The sequence below is a fragment of the Qipengyuania benthica genome (assembly GCF_030717865.1).
In the GTDB taxonomy this organism is placed as follows: Bacteria; Pseudomonadota; Alphaproteobacteria; order Sphingomonadales; family Sphingomonadaceae; genus Qipengyuania; species Qipengyuania benthica.
Map to the genome: position 1 here is coordinate 507583 of NZ_JAVAIL010000001.1, position 15945 is coordinate 523527.

The following is a 15945-nucleotide window of genomic DNA, read 5'->3' on the forward strand; positions in this document are numbered from 1 at the left end:
GCCCAGAAGCGGCCCTAGAATTGATTGTTTTGAAATGAAAATCATGTGACCTTGCCCAATCTCAACGGATCGAGGATGCGAGGGGTTCGAGGTACTGAATGACCGAAAAACCACGACGGGGGCGATGCCCTCAATGCGGGACAAGGGTCAGCGCACTGCAAGCAGCCATGTTCGGCACGAGAAAGCCTTTTGAATGCCGTGATTGTGGCAGAAGTATTCAGAAGGCAGCGTCAGAAGCTATTCTTGCAACGGTTGCGTTTATCACATTTTGGTTCGCTAAATCTTAAACAGATAGCTGGCTTGTATTAGTCGTGGCTTTTCGTAGTCTTTGCATATCAATCGTCCTTAAGTCTCAGCACCGCACGATAACCGAACTGCGATCAGAATAAGCGACATTCCGCGCTCCACCCCAATTTCGGACGTTCGCGCCTCGGTCGCTGTTCACCGAAAGCGGACTGGCGGCTTTCTGCGATTCTGTGCCAAAAGCTGCATGGCAGCTTACGACCCAATAGCGGCCATTGGCCGGACGCTTCTGCTTCCCGGAACCTGCCGTTAGTTCAGCCCACCCCTTTTAGCCGTCTTTCGGAACGGAAGGAGCCAAAATTACTCCAAGGCGTCGCGACGACTGAGGCTGGCAGCATAATCCCCGCACCACGACGGCGCGGGGATTCTGATTGCTCACCAAAAGGGAGGCTTACGTTTTGGCCGACGTCTTGCGACCGGTTGTCGTTCGGTTCGTTGCGTTGGGGGCGCACCACGCTGGCATTACTTCGCCACGGCCGCGCTTTCTCCTCTAAGCGGCTCAGGTGGTTTCAAAAGTGCGAGTGCGAGTGGAGCTTGCCTCATCCGTGCCGTCTGAGCGATCGGACTGCTTCATTTTCTGATCAGCCTGATCGACCATTTCGTCCTTCTTATCGCGCACTTTCTGCCCTGCCTGCCGGGCCTCATCTTCGGCGGCATCGATGGCTTCGCTGCCATACTCGCCCAGCTGCTCTTCCTCGAACCGGGTGGCGGGGAAAGCGGCGCCTGCGACGGCCCCCACCATGGCTGCCGCGAGGCCGCCGAGAAGGGGGTTTTCTTCGTAGAGGCGCTCTGTTTTTCCGGCGAGACCCTTGGCGGTCCGGCGTGACTTGCTGCCCAGTTCGCGAGCCTTCTGCGCCACCTGATCGCGCTGATCGCGCATTTGGTCGGTCGCTTCGTCGAGCCGCTTGCGGAAGCTGCTTTCATCCTCGTCGTGCCGCTGCTCGATCATCAGATAGCTGGCACGGGCACAATCGCGCCGCCAACGATACGTCTCGTGATCTTCATCGGCACGGGGCTCAACCTTGGCCATATGCGAAACAAAGCCCTGATGGTGGGAATGATCCCATTCATCGCCAGGGGCAGGCTCGCCGCCGCCGAACTGGTCGGTCAGCGTCTTGGCGCGCGCATCACTATCGCTAACCAGCCAAAGGCCGCCGATGGCGATCATCCCGAGCGCAAGCGGATTGCGCCGCGCGGTGTCGAGCAGATAACGGGCATCAATCCCATTCTCATCGGCCTTGACCATTACGGCATCGAGCAGGTTGCTCGGGCTCATCTGCTCACCGATGCGACCGGCCGTGCGGCTCATATCGCTTTGGGTGCGGCGGATTTCGGCTTCGATTTCAGCCGGGTTTCGTGTGTCGGTCTGGGTCATAGGGTCCTCCTTTTGGTGGACATGTTTCCGGTCACAGCGTCGGGCGTGTCTTCGGCGGTCCGGATAGAACGTTCGGGTTTGAGGCTGGTGGCGCTTATCTTCGACTTGCCGCTAGAATAAAGGATGGCGGCAATGACCAGCGTGAGGACACCGACGATTAGGGTTCCGCCCCAAAGGCTTTCGACCCATTCGCTGACCAGATAGGCCAACCCCATCAGGGTCACGCCGAGACCTGCGATGCCGACAACTGCGGCACCGGCATAGGCGCCGACTGCCTGCTTGGTGTCGTGGGCGGTCTCGCGCACTTCGGCTTGCATCAGACTGACCTGCTCCTCGGCCAAGTGGGCACCCTGGCGGGTCAGCTTGCTGATGAGGTCGACGACGTTCTCGTCATGCGGATGCGGGTCGCGCAGTTCCTCTCCGGGTGCAGCGGTTATCTTGCTCTGCTCGTTCATCGCACCATACCTCCCTGGGTTTTGCCGAAGCCCCGCTGAGTGGCGTAGGCTTCGCTGGCGAAGCGTCCCTCGGCCATCTCGCCGGAGCGGCTGCCGCCGGTCATGTTTTCAGAGCCACTGCTGCTGGAGCCATCCTGGGGATGATGCTCGCGGTAATCGGCTCCGGCGCGCAGGAACCGCGCTGCGGCGAAGCCTGCGGCGGCAGAAGCAGCAAGGAAGCTGCCGGGATGTTGGCGCGCGAAGCGCGATGCCTCGCGGCCGATCTGTTCCGGGCTGCGGCCATCGACGCTTCCGGCGAAGCGCTCGACGCTTTTGGCGGTCTCGCGAAACGCAGAGCTGAGCCAGCCCGGTGCGTTCTCGTCGCGCTCCAGTTCGCCCGCAGCTTTTTCAAGCGCGTCGGAGGCAGAACGAGCGGTTTGCGTCGCCTGCGATTTACGCTTCTTCGCCTCGTCGCTCACGCGACCCTGGGCGGTGTCCTTTAATCGATCGGCATCGGCCTTCAGCTCCTCCTTATTCAGAGAACCGGAAGCGCCCGACGACGACACGCCGGAACGGGTTGTTTCGGCTGTAGTCATGGTCATCTCCTGTCTGGTTGCAATTCCCTAACCAACGCAGGAGCGGTCCAAAGTTCCGGCAAAGTGACGGGTCTCGCGCCGAGACGCGGCGTAGTTGGGATGACCCGCAAAGCGGGAATGATTTCAATGACAAATGTTTGCCGAGCAGAATTCGCAATCGATCATTCTCCCCAGCGATGAACCTGCTTCGCCTCAAGCCAAACTGCATGGTCTCGGTTTCGCACAATCGCATGCAATTTCGACTTTCGCGCGATATGATTACAGTCACGAATGTTCGAAATTGGGCGCGTAGCTGCCAACCCTGCTGGTCGCCTCAAGGTTTGCTTTCTCGCTTTAGCCTCCTGAAAGCGGACCGGAAGCTTTCCACCCCAGTTGCAGCCATGGAATGCATCGGGGCGGTGAACTGAAAGCCGACCTGCAGCTTTGCCCCGTCCCCCAGCCAGGAATTGCCTGTCCGCTACCGGCCCAACTCCGGTCATTCCCGCCGCTCCGATCTTCGTATCCACAGGGTTCAAGCCTTTGGGTGTAGGTCTATCGAACCTGATAGTGCCCGCGTATTTTTCTGACATAGATGGGGTTTTGTAGGATGTTGTAGACCCACCCTGGACTCATCGGCCTCCCACCTCGTACGGTCCCGCTGCGGACGATATTGGGCGCAATAGTGCGCGAGCGAAACTACTCCATGGGAGGGACGCGGCTCTCGATCTTTGGGGGCGCGTACCGGCGCTGGATCGGCGGGTAATTTACGGCAACGATAGCTTGCCGAGGGAGGCTGCAACAGCTTCAAGCTCAGGATAGCCCTTTGGAGTTTACGGATGTCCGATAGAGAACTGCGCTCGCCAGCGCATAGCGAGGCTCGCGTCGAGACGTCGGACCGTCCGCCCACTGAGCTTCCAGCGCGTTCTGCGCGCTGGAAGCTCATCGGGCCCGGGATCGTGGCCGCCGCGACCGGCGTTGGTGCCGGCGACCTGGTCGCGACGCTTATTGCAGGCTCGCGCTTCGGCTATGCCTTGCTCTGGGCGGCCCTGCTCGGATGTATCGTGAAGATTGCGCTGTCCGAGGGGGCCGCGCGCTACCACCTTTCGACCGAAACGACGATCTTCGAAGGCTGGCGCTCCCTTGGCGCATGGACGAGCTGGTACTTCGGGATCTACATTCTCATCTGGGGCTTCATCTACGGCGCGACGGCGATGAGTGCGACAGCCTTGCCGCTCGCTGCACTGTTTCCGATCCTGCCACTCCCGGCGTGGGCGGTCGTCGCCGGGGTGACCAGCTTCCTGTTCGTCGCGCTCAACAGATACGAGACCTTCGAGCGGGTGATGAAGGTGCTCGTCGCGATCATGTTCGTGGTCATGGCGGGCCTCGCCATTCTGGTGGCCCCGCGCTTCGGCGATGTGGTCGGTGGCCTGGTCCCCTCACTGCCGGAGGGTTCGATCTTCTTCACGCTCGGACTGATCGGCGGTGTCGGTGGGACGATAACCACCGCCGCCTACGGCTATTGGGTGAACACCAAGGGCTGGCACGGTCCGACGTGGATTCCGATGATGCGGCTGGACAATTACGTCGCCTATACGATGACCGGGATTTTCGTCGTCTCGATGTTGATCGTAGGGGCGGAGCTCTTGCACAGCGCTCAGATCGCACTTGCGGCTGGTGACCGGGGATTGCTCAACCTGACCGATGTGCTGGAAGCACGGTTCGGGCGGCCGATCGCGCTGGCGTTTCTCCTCGGGTTTGCCGCGACCGCGATGTCGTCCCTGTTCGGCGTATGGCACGGTGTCAGCCTGCTCTTCTCCGACTTCGTGGAACATGTTCGCGGACGCAGCGAGCGTAGCTCGCGTCCCGATCGCGAATGGCCGTTCCGCGCCTATCTGGTGTGGCTCACCTTTCCGCCGATGACGCTGCTGTTCTTCGAGGAGCCGTTCCTCCTCGTCATCGTCTATGGCGTCGTAGGCGCGTTCTTTATGCCGTTCCTCGCAGTGACCCTGCTGCTGCTGCTGAACTCGAAGCGAGTGCCGTCCGCCGATCGGAACGGCTGGTTGTCGAACACAGTTCTGAGCGCGGCCGCATTGCTGTTTCTCATTTTGTGTGCGCAGCAGATCTGGTCGTTTTTGAGAGGTTGAAGGGCGCGCGTTTACCCGGGAAGCACGGCTACGCCAAACAACCAGTCCAGATACGCTGCAAGCCTGACACCGGCTTGTTGCATGCGCTTCTCGGCCGTTCCGAGATGCTCATATTGATAGGCGTAGCCGAGGTTCGGCACCTCTTCATCAGCGGCAGGATAGATCGTGTCGCGGATCCGGGTGCTCTCGCCGATCCAGACCTGCGGGTTCGCATCCCACCAGGCGATCGTCTCGATGGGCTCGATCTGGCGGTTCAGCCAGGTGGCATACTCGGTGTAGGACAGGTTCTGTCCTTCGATCATCTTGCTGTCCCAGACCGAGTGCAGATTGGTGTTGTCGCCGAACCAGCGCACCTTCACATCGTTGCCGCCGCGATCGTCTCCACTGCCGGCATGCAGCGGCTGGTGAACGTCGCCGACGATGTGGACGATGAAGCGCAGCGCGAGAGCCTTGTCCTCGCGAGAGGCATCGGGGTCGCGGATCGTGGCAACGAACCGGTCCAGCGCGCTCAAGGCGTCGCCCTCTTCCGGTGCGCCAACTTCGGCGTAGGTCTGACCTTCGGGCACCGTCACATAATGATAGGGGCCGGCTTCGCGCTGCCAGAACACAGCCGGGTTGGAGCGCTCTTCATCGGCCCAGGTCGAAGCTTCGGCCAGATCTTCTTCACCAAGAATAAGCTCGATCTCGGCACGGGTCTTGCCGCTGGTCCGCTCGTCGGCAATCTCACCGATGACGCGATGGCCCAACTGACCCCATGCGGCAGCAGGGGAGGGTAGCGATGCGGCGACGGTAGCGGCGATCAGGACGGCTTTGTAGGTCATCTCAACTCCTCGACTGGGCTTGCCATTCACCACCGCCAGATGACAATGTCGCGGAGATGAAGGACTGGGAGCCACACGATCCGAAAGAAGAGCGCCGAGCCTCGCTGGAAGCGACGCTGCTCGGCGTTCTCATGATCTTCTCGGCTGGTGGCTTGCTGCTGTTTCTGTTCCGCGGATGATCTTGCAATGGCGGTGACCCGGAAGCAAGAAATCTGGGCTTTGGCGCTGTGGGTGGAGCGGACGCACGGAGAGCTTGGTGCCTCTTTCATCGCCGAGCGGATTATCCACTTCGAAGCAGAGGGCTCAACCCAGGCAGTCGCACTTTGGGAGCGGGTGGCTCGCAGCTACGAGCAGATCGGCGAGCGTTCAAAACCGCCAGATTGAACCTGAGGGTCTGTCTGTCGGCAAATGGGCGATGGTCACCATGCCCTCTCTGGCCTCCATCACGGCCATTATGCCCGCAGCTTTGGCAACGCGTGAGCAAAAACAGCATTCGTCGCAGCTCCGTGAGTTTTCACAGAACACAGTTCCGGCGTGATCTAATCGTGCTAGAACCCTGACAAGTCGCCAAGGTCTAGGCGGAAGGGCCGAGCGATGCGTGTCGCGACCGTTAAGAAACCGTCATTTTAACGCAATCCTTGGAGGTCCAATATGAAAAAGGCTGCAACATTTCTTGGTGCTGCCGCCGCCGCTGCGATGATCGCTGCGCCGGTTGCCGCTACCGAGCGTCTTTCGGCTCCGATCGCTGATGAAAGCGAAATGGGCGGAGGTTCGACACTCCTTTTCGCGGTTGTCTCTGGACTTGCCCTTATTGGCGCATTCATTCTCATCACTGAAGATGATGACGATGACCTGGCGGTCAGCCCGTAAGCTTACGCGCTAACGAAATCAGGGGCGGAGGGGCGACTCTCTGCCTCTTTTTTATGGATCTAGAGCTCGCGCGCATCTCGGGCATCGAATGCGGAGATCGTAGCCCCGGCGCTAAAAGTCACTGACAAAGTCGAGCTGGCGACGCGCTATTCGCTATATGGAGCATGGCGGGCCCAAACGTCAAAAGGATGCACGCTACACCGGACGCATCAAACTGCGTCGTTCGGGCGCCTCTTCTGCCCCCGCTAGAATCGTTCTGATATTCTCGAACACTGGACCGTAAAGCGGCTGGTGAAACTCAAGGCCGATCTCTCCTTTTTTAGCCCACCGCACCGTCGCATAGATCGGATCAAGTCTGCCGACGCGGATGGACACGCTAGAGCCTTCCTTGATCCATTCGCTCGAATCGATGACACGGCAGCCCCCTTCGGAGAGGTCGGTTATTGCTACGTGGTGCGGAACACCCCGACCCGTTCTAATCTTTCCGGGAACTGAGATGATTTTGCGCGACTTTTCGCGCCTTCCGATATTCTTGTCCGCTGACCTGGCCACGGCGCTTGGCTCCCCCTTTGTGCAAGGACGAAACAAATCGGACGGGAGGTGACAATTCATTGCGCCCTTGCGGGACTTCAATGCGAGGGGGACATTTGGGTGCCAAAATTAGCATATATATATCTTGAGCTTAGGCGACCCTTGGCGCCACGCCGTCCCGACCTATAGCTGCCATACCGCTGGCAAGTGACCATCATTCCATGCCGAAGATTTGCGACGCGCAGCGGCCGCGCTTGCGGCTCTCGCTGCCGTCATCACCGCCTGCTCGGCGCTCATCTGGTCCATCCGGCGCAAGCCATGAACTCGAAGCGTCCCGACACTATCTCGGATTACACGAGGCACGGTTACACCCTGCGGGTAGATTGCAGAGCCTGCAAGCGCTTGGCCATTATCGATCCGCTCAAGATCACATTGCTGTGTCAGCGGCGAAACTGGTCCAAGCAGATCGGCGCGGTGGAGCGACGGTTGCGCTGCTCGAGTTGCGGCAGCCGAGATGTGCGGATGGGGCCGGGATTCAAGTCTTGATCGCTGCGATGGAGGCTTACCGACCCTTCACCATTTCGCGGTAGTTCTGCGCGGATGCGAAGCTTTGCCGTTGCAGCTCTGTTGATCCTTTCGGCTCCCGCCAGCGGGCAGGATGTCGCCGGAACCGCTCGGGTGGTTGACGGGGATTCGCTGGTGATCGCCGAGACCCGAGTGCGATTGGTAGGCATCGATGCTCCGGAGCTTGATCAGAGTTGCACACGTGACGGGCAAGAATGGGCATGCGGCGAAGCCGCCGCAGCCCAATTGCGCTCGCTGACCGAGAATCAGACCGTGACCTGCTTTGAGCAAGGCAACGACGCTCACGGGCGCGTGTTAGCGACCTGTCATGCGAACGGTCTCGAACTGGGCGGAACGATGGTGGAATATGGCTGGGCGACCGCCTATCGCAGCTACAGCAGCGCCTACATCGGACACGAGCATCGTGCAAAGGCGGCAGGGCAGGGCATCTGGCGATCGGAGTTCGTTCTGCCCGAGCATCATCGTCTTGCGAAAGCCGAGGCAGCCGCACCAGTTGTCTTGGAGGACCGGCCAATCTCTCCGCAAGGGCGCTCGCAGGCTGCGGATCAAGGTTACCGCGGTTGCAGGATCAAGGGAAACCGAAGCCGGCGCGGAGATTGGATTTACCATCTGCCAGGCATGCAATACTACGAAGAAACCCGGGCCGAAGAGATATTCTGTTCTGAGACAGAGGCACGCGCAGCTGGTTACCGGCGGTCCAAGATTTAGCTGAGAGCTCTTCCCGAACTCTGTCGATTGGCTTCCGCATGGTGCCGGTCCGATAATCAATCGGTCCCAATTAAACAATGCGACCAATGGCCGACTTCACTAAGCTATGGACCGCGACCGTTCCTCGCTAAAGGCTTCACATAAATGGTGTTATGGTTCTGAGCGGCTGGTTTGCGCCCTAATCTCGTTCATTACCGATCATGCTTCGACTTCCCGGAAGCAGACATAGGTTCGCCAAAGCTCGAATGGCGGCGATGGGTTCGCACGAGGATCAAAAATCAGTTCATCCTGTGGAGCCCACTGGGCGTGTTCAACAAAATCTCTGCTGACTAAAAACATGCTCGGCAAACTCAGGGACCGGCGCCGCATCCACACTCGCTACAACCGCTGCGCCCCAACCTTCAGGTCGCCCTCTGCATCGCCGCAACCGTTATATTCTAGCTCGATCAATAAATACTGAGCGTATGCCCGCGGAGAACGCGTTCCAGCGTTCGTTGTGCGGCTAACGGTGTCCAGAGGCAAGATGCAAGGCACCAACATCAGACATGAGGCAAATCCTCGCCTCCGCAACCTCCGCCCAGGCCGTCGCGGCGGATCGTAATTGCCGTCAACAGGCTGTCGGCGATCATCCTCGCCCTGCCACCGATCAGCTCGGTTGCCGCACTCTGGCTTTGAAGGTCCCGCAGCGTCTCGTAGAATAGATCAAGCCAGTGCGCGAAGTGCCTGAATCCCAAGTCCGGAATCGCGAGGTGCTTGAGCATGGGATTGCCGGAAAACTCGCCGCTGTTGTGCAGCACCGAACGCCAGAAGGCCTTCATCCGCGAGAGGTGCGGTGGCCAATCGGCGATGTGCTGGGCGAAGATCGGTCCGAGCAGGGCGTCCTCGCGGATCCTGCCGTAGAAACCCTCGACCAACCGGTCGATGAATTCTGCATCGACGCCGATTTCCTCTGCCGCGGTGCGCTTCTCGGCTCTTTTCTGCTGTGCGTAGGCGCGGGCTTCGGCGGCCGTCCTCTCGTTGTGGAGGGCTCCTGTCATACCGTATTCCCTCTATGAGCAGGATTAGCCTGCTGGCTTTCGTGCTGCGGACGGCGCAGGAATTCGACATGGAACTTCACCGGCCCGATCGGCTCCACCCGGTGGAGGATCGTAGGTTCGACGACGCCGGGTGCAGTCTCGGTCGTGAGGATCTCGTCGGTCGGAGCGCGGCGGGGATCGGTCACAAGATACCGCAGCTTCCCCTCTTCTAGGTGAATCAGACCCCAGACCCCCTCCTTGGTTGAATGGTCGGCGAGCAATCCAGCCGGTATGGTGTCTTGCGTGAACGTGGCCGTCCGCTTGTAGGTTTCGAGGTTTCGCACGAGATCGGCGTTCATGTCAGGCGGCCTTTCGGTTTTCGAGCAGGGCGCGGATCGCATAGCTGAGATCGTCGCCCATAAGCGGCTTCTCGATCAACTCGGCGCCGAGTGCCGCGGCGCTGGCACGCAGCGAGACCGTCGGATTGGTGGCAAGAGTGATCGCCGGCAACTCGCAGCCCTGCAGTCGCAGGCTGCGAAGCGCCGCCAGTCCATCCTCGAGGTAGCTCTGGTCGATGACTAGGGCGGCGGCGAGCGAGGGATGAAATGCCTCTGCCTCGCCTGCCGTCCCGTCGACGACCTCGAAGCCTTCGATCGCCAGAGAGAACTGGAGCGAAGACAGGAGCGGCCGATCCTCGACGAACAGCAGGATGGCGTTTTGCTCCGTCATGCCCAGTTCCCCCGCGACGACCGAGTCAGGCCGCCTTCTTCCAGTTGGGCTCGAGCGTCACATGGGGCGGACACTCGGCAATCCGGCCCACCGGGATCCCGGCAAGCTCGTTGGCGAAGCCGTGGTTGACGTCGCGGTGGTGTGCTTCGTCAGCCCGGACCACCAGCACCACGTCGCGCAAGGTGGCGTCCTCGGGTAGGCCCCAGTACTTCTTAGCGATCTCGGGTGCCGGGACATTCGGGCTGCGCCCCTCGTCGATTTCCGCGAGGTAATGCGTGTAGCTGATGACGGCTTCTTCCTCGAAATAACCCACCACGCGGTGCGCTGTCTTCGAGCTGATCAGGTAAAGCGCGAAGAAGAACAGGTAGAACACCCATTGCACCCCGATGATCACCGCGCGCTCGAAGCGGGTCGGCTGCGACACTTCGATGAAGGTCATCAGATGCATCCGCTCGTTCTCTGCTTCGTCCATGAGCGTCTTGATCCAGCCTTTGTCGTCACAGATGCGGCGAAGGCAAGCCAGATGGTTGATCGTCGCTCCGACCATGCCCGGAACGGCCGCCACCGTCTCGAGCACCACCGCACGGTGGCCGTAGCGCTCGGCGAAGAAGGTATCGGCAGACCAGCGCAGGGCCTTGGTAAAACCGAAGGCGACGCGGTCCGACAGACCGCGAGGGTTGTGATGAACGCCCAAATCGATGAGAGGTGCAGTCATTGAATTCACTCCGCTTGGCAGCGCGTTGGATGGAGCGCCGCCGTTGGCCCTGATCTACGGCTATGAACGGACATGCGAAATTTGGATGATCACCCTACTGTGAGCTCCCTAAGGGCCTTACCGGAGGTGGGGCGACCCAGTTTCGTCAGCCGTTTCCTGCCCCGCCTTTCGTTTCCGACGGCGCTGCTGCTCGCGCTGCTGGCGATCGGCGGAGCGGTGGCAGTGCGACTGCTATTCGCCGATGAGCTCGGCCAACGCGCCACGTTTATTTTCTTCGTACCAGGGGTCGTTGTAGCGAGTGCGCTTTCCGGTCTTCGCGCAGGCGCTTTCGCGGCGTTGGCGGGCGCTGCTGCCGGGCTGTGGTGCGACAGTCTCGTCGGCCCGGTCGCGGGAGGCAGTCTGATCGCAGCGGCGGCATTCGTGCTCATCGGGATCGCGGTGGCGGTGGGGGGAGAATGGTTCCAGCACGCCCGGGCCGAGACAGAGGCCGCGGCGGCGGCGCTGACGCGCCGAGAGGCCCATCTGCGCTCGATCCTCGATACGGTGCCCGATGCGATGGTGGTGATCGACGAAGCTGGTCTGATCCGCGATTTCAGCCTCGCGGCCGAACGCATGTTCGGCTGGCGGTCCGATGAAGTCGCCGGTCGCAATGTCAGCCTGCTGATGCCCGATCCCTATCGCAGCGCTCATGACGGCTATCTGGAGCGCTACTATCGCACGGACGAACGGCGGATCATCGGTAAGGGGCGCGTTGTCGTCGGCGAGCGGAAGGACGAGTCCACCTTTCCGCTCGAGCTGGCGGTGGGCGAGATGAAGGCCGAAGGACAGCGCTTCTTCACCGGTTTCATCCGCGACCTGACCGAACGTCAGCAGGCGGAAGCGAGGTTGCAGGAATTGCAGAGCGAGTTGGTTCACGTCTCGCGTCTTACGGCGCTCGGCGAAATGGCGTCGGCACTCGCGCATGAAATCAATCAGCCGCTCTCGGCGATCGCGAATTACCTCAAGGGCAGTCGGATGCTTCTTGCACGCGAAGATGTACCCCAGGAACGCGTCGCAGACGCCGTCGATCGCGCCGCCAACGAGGCCCTGCGCGCAGGCGAGATCATCCGCCGGCTTCGCGACTTCGTGGCCCGCGGCGAGACCGAGCGAACGATCGAAAGCCTGCCGAAACTGGTCGAGGAGGCAAGCGCACTGGCGCTGGTGGGAGCCAAGGAACACGGCATCCGCGTGCAATACGCGTTCAGTTCCGAGGTCGACCTCGCACTGGCGGACAAGGTGCAGATCCAGCAGGTCGTGCTCAATTTGGTTCGCAATGCCGTCGATGCCATGGCGGGGTCCGCATCCTCGCAGCGCTTGCTGACGATAGCCATTGAACCGGTCGGTAACGAGATGGCGTCTGTCGTGGTGACCGATACAGGACCCGGGATCGATCCCGACGTCGCCGAAAAGCTGTTCCAGCCGTTCATCACGACCAAGCGAACGGGTATGGGTGTGGGTCTTTCGATCTCGCGCACGATCGTCGAGGCGCATGGCGGGCGCATCTGGGCCCAGCAGGCACCCGGCGGGGGTGCGGAGTTCGGCTTCACCTTGCAACGCGTCACAAGTGAGGAACTGTACGATGGCGACTAGCAGTGCAAAGGATCCGATCGTCTATGTGATCGACGATGATGAGGGCGCCCGGCATTCGCTCGAATTCCTGCTAGACGTCGCCGAGATCCGGGTGCGCTCTTTCGCGTCGGCCGATGCTTTCTTGCAATCCTCGCCGCCGCTGACAGGTGCCTGCGTCGTCACCGATGTGCGCATGCCTGGCACCAGCGGCGTCGAGCTTGCGGCCAAACTGAAACAGCGCGACGCCGCGGTGCCAGTCATCGTCATCACCGGGCATGCAGACGTGCCGCTGGCGATCCAGGCCATGAAGGCAGGTGCCGCCGACTTCATCGAGAAGCCGTTCGACGACGAGACGATACTGTCCTCGATCCGCAAATCGCTCGCAGAGAAGACGGGCGACGACCAGCTTCAGGCTGAGCGGAACGAAGTGATCGAGCGCATCGAACTGCTGTCGGCAAGAGAGCGCGAGGTGGTCGACGGCCTCGTGGCCGGCAAGGCCAACAAGGTGATCGCCTTCGATCTCGAAATCAGCCCGCGAACGGTCGAAGTCTATCGCGCCAACGCGATGATGAAGATGCAGGCCAAGACGCTTTCGGATCTCGTACGAATGATGACGATCGCACAGTTTAGCTGATTAGCCTTCCTAGTCGGCTTGATCAGCCGCCACGCCAAAACCGGCCCTTCTGCTACCGGCCCAATTGCGGCCAGTACAGCCTATGGACGCAAGTCCGGTAGGTTGTCGCCACGGGAGAATGGGAATGTGGCCGCAGGCGTCGCTCTCACGAGCCGATTTCACCGATTGCTCACATCTTACTCATGATTCCCAGCGACAGCGCCTCTAGCTGTGGCGCTGGCAATTGAGGAGACGAGCTATGAAGGAAGCTGCGGAACATAGAGCCCATTGGAACAGCAAGCCATGGCGGGTCGCGGCTTGGTCAACGGCGGCGGCACTCATGCTGGTGCCGATAGCAGTGCAGCTTACACGCGGTCACTTCGGATGGAGTATCGGCGATTTCGTCGGTGTCGCGATGATCCTTCTTTTCGGCAGCGCCATTTTCGATCTCGCTGCTCGCAGAGCTCAAAATTTTTCCTACATTGCAGGGGCGGCAGCGGCTCTTGCGGCGACCTTCGGATTGTTTGTCGTGAATGGTGCGGTTGGGCTCGTCGGGTCCGAGGACGAAGCACACAACCTTTTCTTCTTCACCGTCCTGGTAGTTGCATTCTTTGGTAGCATTCTTGCGGGCGGCCGGCCCGAGCCAATGGCGAAGGTGATGCTCGCAGCGGCAGGCACCCACATAGCTGTCAGCACAGTCCTGCTGATCGATGCCAACGGTGTGTCAGATGGAGACCCGGAGATGGAGTTGGTCGGACTGGGTCTCTTCACCATCCTGTGGCTGGCCTCGGCATGGCTCTTTCGGAGTGCATCGGATCGCAAGTCTGGCCTGCCTTAGCGAGCCTCGATCCGACGAGCAGAACGGAGAGAAATGTCCGCTTCCCACGCAATTCAAGCCATCCCCAGCTACCCTACGCGGCGTCGAAAACTGCTTAGCAGCTGTAGCGGCTTCGCCGCCGAACGCCGAGATTCTCTTGTCGGCCTAACAGGCCATTCGCATGGCTCAGTCACACTTCGGCTTCACGTCTTTCTCTAGCGGGTAAGCCCACCAAAGCTTGGTGGGGAGAAGCGATAGCTGTGCCTGTCGAGCGACTTGAAGTTCCCGGTCTGAAAGTTTCCACCTCGATCACGCCGGCTTTGCCGATAGTAAGACCATAATACCGAAGGCTTATCGCCAGTGCTGCATGGAACGAACCGCTTTTGGCAGGTGAGCATCGTCATTCCGGCTCGTTACTATGCGCTCGGTCAGCTGCCACTTCCGCCTCAGTGGAGAACGCATCCACATTGAGGAGAGGAAAGATTTCGATAGGACAGCATTGCCATCGATGGTGGCTTCGAGATCGACGGGAGCAGCGAAGATTGCGATTTTACCCTGCTTCCGCACATAAACGTTGCCGAAGTGGTAGCTCTTGCAGCGCAAGCGGGTTTCGGCGGCGTCGAGCCAACTCGGGCGATCCAGTAGCGCCGGCGTATCGGCACCGAACAAAATGATGAGATCGCGAGATGAGAGAATCTTCATGTCCGTTCGGTTGCTGGCAATCCATGCCCGCATCCAGCGGTGCTCCAGCGCTTCGATCTTTGACGCGAAGTTGTTCATTCTGAAGGCCTTACACCGGTCCAGTTACGGCGCAAGTGACATCAATTATATCAGTTCTTAGTCGTTGCGCGAGAACCAGCTTTTCATTTCTCTGTGGGCCAAAGCTGCCAGTCAGCTAACGGCCCAAGGGGCCGCCACTAGGATGATGCTGGGCGGATGGCTGCTTTCCACCCAGTTGCAGCCATGGAATGCCTCGGGGCGGTGAACTGAAAGCCGACCTGCGGCTTTGCCCCGTCCCCCGCCAAGACTTGCCTTTCAGCAACCGGCCCAAGAGCTGCCGCTAAGACCGACGGCTGGCGCCAGACCCACCGGTCCGAAATTTCCCGTGTGACCGCTGGGCAGTCGATTTCGCATAATCGCCGTTATCCCGTCACGGCGCTGATCGCGAGTGACAATATTTTCCGATAAGTAGGGGCATTTTCGATCAGCTAAAGGCTTCCAGCGTCCTCAATTTATACCCAGCGGTCCCATTAGTATCGAGTTCGTCGATTAAATGTGACCGTTGGGCTATTTATACTCTAATGACTGCATTTACGTCGTTTTTAACTTACCTCTAATTACCTCCTTATCGTAGGAGGCACTCTTGAGAACTAAAGTTTTTCTGACCCAGAGAGAATTGTCCGACCGCTGGAGTGTGAGCCCGCGCACTCTGGAAGGTTGGCGTGACAAGGGCATCGGAATTGCTTGGACGAAAATCGGCAGTCGTGTTCGTTATCACGTCGACGACATCGAGGATTGCGAGCGCCGCTGGCGATCGAAGGGAGAGCTGTCGTGACCCCCAGCTTTGTTCCGCTAACTTGTGCGACTGCATCTAAGACGATCGTCGCGGGCTCGAAGCGCGATCGCAATGCCCGGGAGTGGGCCATACGGTGAGAGACACCGTCGCACTTCGACCGTAGATCCCGACATCCAGCCGCCGCTTGCCGGCTCGGGCGCTGAAGGACTGCCCACTGGGTGCGGGCGGGCCTTTTTCCTCTGGCCGCTTCAGACCTACCCGGCGCAAATGCTCTGCATAGAGGGTACTATCGGTCCGAGCAGCTGGTTTGCGCCCGAACTCGGGCCTTCGACTGCCCGGTCATCGGTCATGACCTCTTCAATCCGCCGTTTGCTTCCTGTCGTTCGCCAGGACGAGAACAGCCTCTTCCTCATCCATCAGCATCAGACGCGGCGGCGTTCTGATGCCGAGTTTGCATGCCATCTCGTTCTCGGCGCGGGTAAGATCGTCGCAGACCAGTCCAAGCCGCTGCCGCGTCCGTCGAGGAAGCGCAGAGAAGCGCGGTACGGTCCGGCGGCGAGTGAAGAGCGTTCCAAGAATTGCCAT

20 protein-coding genes are annotated in these 15945 nt (G+C 60.1%); 9 read left to right on the forward strand and 11 right to left on the reverse strand.

From position 1 onward, the window contains the following. Nucleotides 1–802: 802 nt before the first annotated feature. The 3 genes from Q9K01_RS02520 to Q9K01_RS02530 are packed head-to-tail and all read right to left on the reverse strand — an operon-like array spanning nt 803 to nt 2708. Complete coding sequence (locus Q9K01_RS02520; RefSeq protein WP_305928627.1) at nt 803–1678, reverse strand: DUF3618 domain-containing protein; 876 nt, start codon at nt 1676–1678, stop codon at nt 803–805. Then, complete coding sequence (locus Q9K01_RS02525) at nt 1675–2133, reverse strand: phage holin family protein (protein ID WP_305928628.1); 459 nt, start codon at nt 2131–2133, stop codon at nt 1675–1677. Before Q9K01_RS02525 ends, Q9K01_RS02520 begins: the two co-directional genes overlap by 4 nt. Continuing rightward, nucleotides 2130–2708 (reverse strand): hypothetical protein, encoded by a 579-nt coding sequence (locus Q9K01_RS02530; protein ID WP_305928629.1) that lies wholly within the window; start codon nt 2706–2708, stop codon nt 2130–2132. Before Q9K01_RS02530 ends, Q9K01_RS02525 begins: the two co-directional genes overlap by 4 nt. A gap of 935 nt (nt 2709–3643) precedes the next feature. Between Q9K01_RS02530 and Q9K01_RS02535 the strand changes: the two genes are divergently transcribed. After that, nucleotides 3644–4831, forward strand: a complete 1188-nt coding sequence (locus tag Q9K01_RS02535) for an Nramp family divalent metal transporter (RefSeq protein ID WP_305928630.1) — start codon at nt 3644–3646, stop codon at nt 4829–4831. 11 nt (nt 4832–4842) lie between these two features. Here the strand turns inward: Q9K01_RS02535 and Q9K01_RS02540 are convergent, their stop codons facing one another. Then, complete coding sequence (locus Q9K01_RS02540) at nt 4843–5682, reverse strand: S1/P1 nuclease (protein ID WP_305928631.1); 840 nt, start codon at nt 5680–5682, stop codon at nt 4843–4845. Nucleotides 5683–5708: 26 nt separating this feature from the next. On the opposite strand from Q9K01_RS02540, the gene Q9K01_RS02545 reads away from it, so the two are divergent. The 3 genes from Q9K01_RS02545 (at nt 5709) to Q9K01_RS02555 (ending at nt 6522) form a co-directional block, all read left to right on the forward strand. Continuing rightward, entirely contained in the window at nt 5709–5831 is a 123-nt protein-coding gene (locus Q9K01_RS02545; RefSeq protein WP_305928632.1) for a hypothetical protein, read from the forward strand. A gap of 13 nt (nt 5832–5844) precedes the next feature. Continuing rightward, nucleotides 5845–6036, forward strand: coding sequence for a DUF6961 family protein (locus Q9K01_RS02550; RefSeq protein WP_305928633.1), 192 nt, complete (start codon nt 5845–5847; stop codon nt 6034–6036). A 267-nt stretch (nt 6037–6303) separates the two neighbouring features. Further along, on the forward strand, nt 6304–6522 hold the full coding sequence (locus Q9K01_RS02555; RefSeq protein ID WP_305928634.1) for a hypothetical protein: 219 nt from the start codon (nt 6304–6306) through the stop codon (nt 6520–6522). Nucleotides 6523–6717: 195 nt separating this feature from the next. Here the strand turns inward: Q9K01_RS02555 and Q9K01_RS02560 are convergent, their stop codons facing one another. Continuing rightward, nucleotides 6718–7074 (reverse strand): PilZ domain-containing protein, encoded by a 357-nt coding sequence (locus tag Q9K01_RS02560; RefSeq protein WP_305928635.1) that lies wholly within the window; start codon nt 7072–7074, stop codon nt 6718–6720. Between the two features lie 678 nt (nt 7075–7752). Between Q9K01_RS02560 and Q9K01_RS02565 the strand changes: the two genes are divergently transcribed. Beyond that, nucleotides 7753–8346, forward strand: a complete 594-nt coding sequence (locus Q9K01_RS02565) for a thermonuclease family protein (protein WP_305928636.1) — start codon at nt 7753–7755, stop codon at nt 8344–8346. Nucleotides 8347–8885: 539 nt separating this feature from the next. On the opposite strand, the gene Q9K01_RS02570 is transcribed toward Q9K01_RS02565, so the two are convergent. The 4 genes from Q9K01_RS02570 to Q9K01_RS02585 are packed head-to-tail and all read right to left on the reverse strand — an operon-like array spanning nt 8886 to nt 10806. Next, entirely contained in the window at nt 8886–9383 is a 498-nt protein-coding gene (locus Q9K01_RS02570) for a group III truncated hemoglobin (RefSeq protein WP_305928637.1), read from the reverse strand. Beyond that, the gene (locus Q9K01_RS02575) at nt 9380–9721 is read right to left on the reverse strand and encodes a TehB family protein (RefSeq protein WP_305928638.1); all 342 of its coding nucleotides are present in this window, start codon (nt 9719–9721) and stop codon (nt 9380–9382) included. The genes Q9K01_RS02570 and Q9K01_RS02575 overlap by 4 nt, the downstream gene beginning before the upstream one ends. A 1-nt stretch (nt 9722) precedes the next feature. After that, entirely contained in the window at nt 9723–10091 is a 369-nt protein-coding gene (locus Q9K01_RS02580) for a response regulator transcription factor family protein (protein ID WP_305928639.1), read from the reverse strand. A gap of 25 nt (nt 10092–10116) precedes the next feature. Further along, nucleotides 10117–10806, reverse strand: a complete 690-nt coding sequence (locus Q9K01_RS02585) for an alternative oxidase (RefSeq protein WP_305928640.1) — start codon at nt 10804–10806, stop codon at nt 10117–10119. A 126-nt stretch (nt 10807–10932) separates the two neighbouring features. Between Q9K01_RS02585 and Q9K01_RS02590 the strand changes: the two genes are divergently transcribed. The 3 genes from Q9K01_RS02590 to Q9K01_RS02600 all read left to right on the forward strand — a co-directional run bounded on the left by Q9K01_RS02590 (nt 10933) and on the right by Q9K01_RS02600 (nt 13865). After that, entirely contained in the window at nt 10933–12435 is a 1503-nt protein-coding gene (locus Q9K01_RS02590) for a sensor histidine kinase (protein ID WP_305928641.1), read from the forward strand. After that, nucleotides 12425–13048, forward strand: coding sequence for a response regulator FixJ (gene fixJ, locus Q9K01_RS02595; protein ID WP_305928642.1), 624 nt, complete (start codon nt 12425–12427; stop codon nt 13046–13048). The genes Q9K01_RS02590 and fixJ overlap by 11 nt, the downstream gene beginning before the upstream one ends. A 238-nt stretch (nt 13049–13286) precedes the next feature. After that, a complete protein-coding gene (locus Q9K01_RS02600; protein ID WP_305928643.1) occupies nt 13287–13865 on the forward strand; it encodes a hypothetical protein in 579 nt (192 codons plus the stop codon). A gap of 330 nt (nt 13866–14195) precedes the next feature. On the opposite strand, the gene Q9K01_RS02605 is transcribed toward Q9K01_RS02600, so the two are convergent. Then, on the reverse strand, nt 14196–14624 hold the full coding sequence (locus Q9K01_RS02605) for a nuclear transport factor 2 family protein (protein ID WP_305928644.1): 429 nt from the start codon (nt 14622–14624) through the stop codon (nt 14196–14198). A gap of 583 nt (nt 14625–15207) precedes the next feature. Between Q9K01_RS02605 and Q9K01_RS02610 the strand changes: the two genes are divergently transcribed. Continuing rightward, complete coding sequence (locus tag Q9K01_RS02610) at nt 15208–15399, forward strand: MerR family transcriptional regulator (protein ID WP_305928645.1); 192 nt, start codon at nt 15208–15210, stop codon at nt 15397–15399. Between the two features lie 318 nt (nt 15400–15717). On the opposite strand, the gene Q9K01_RS02615 is transcribed toward Q9K01_RS02610, so the two are convergent. After that, nucleotides 15718–15945, reverse strand: coding sequence for a hypothetical protein (locus Q9K01_RS02615; RefSeq protein ID WP_305928646.1), 228 nt, complete (start codon nt 15943–15945; stop codon nt 15718–15720).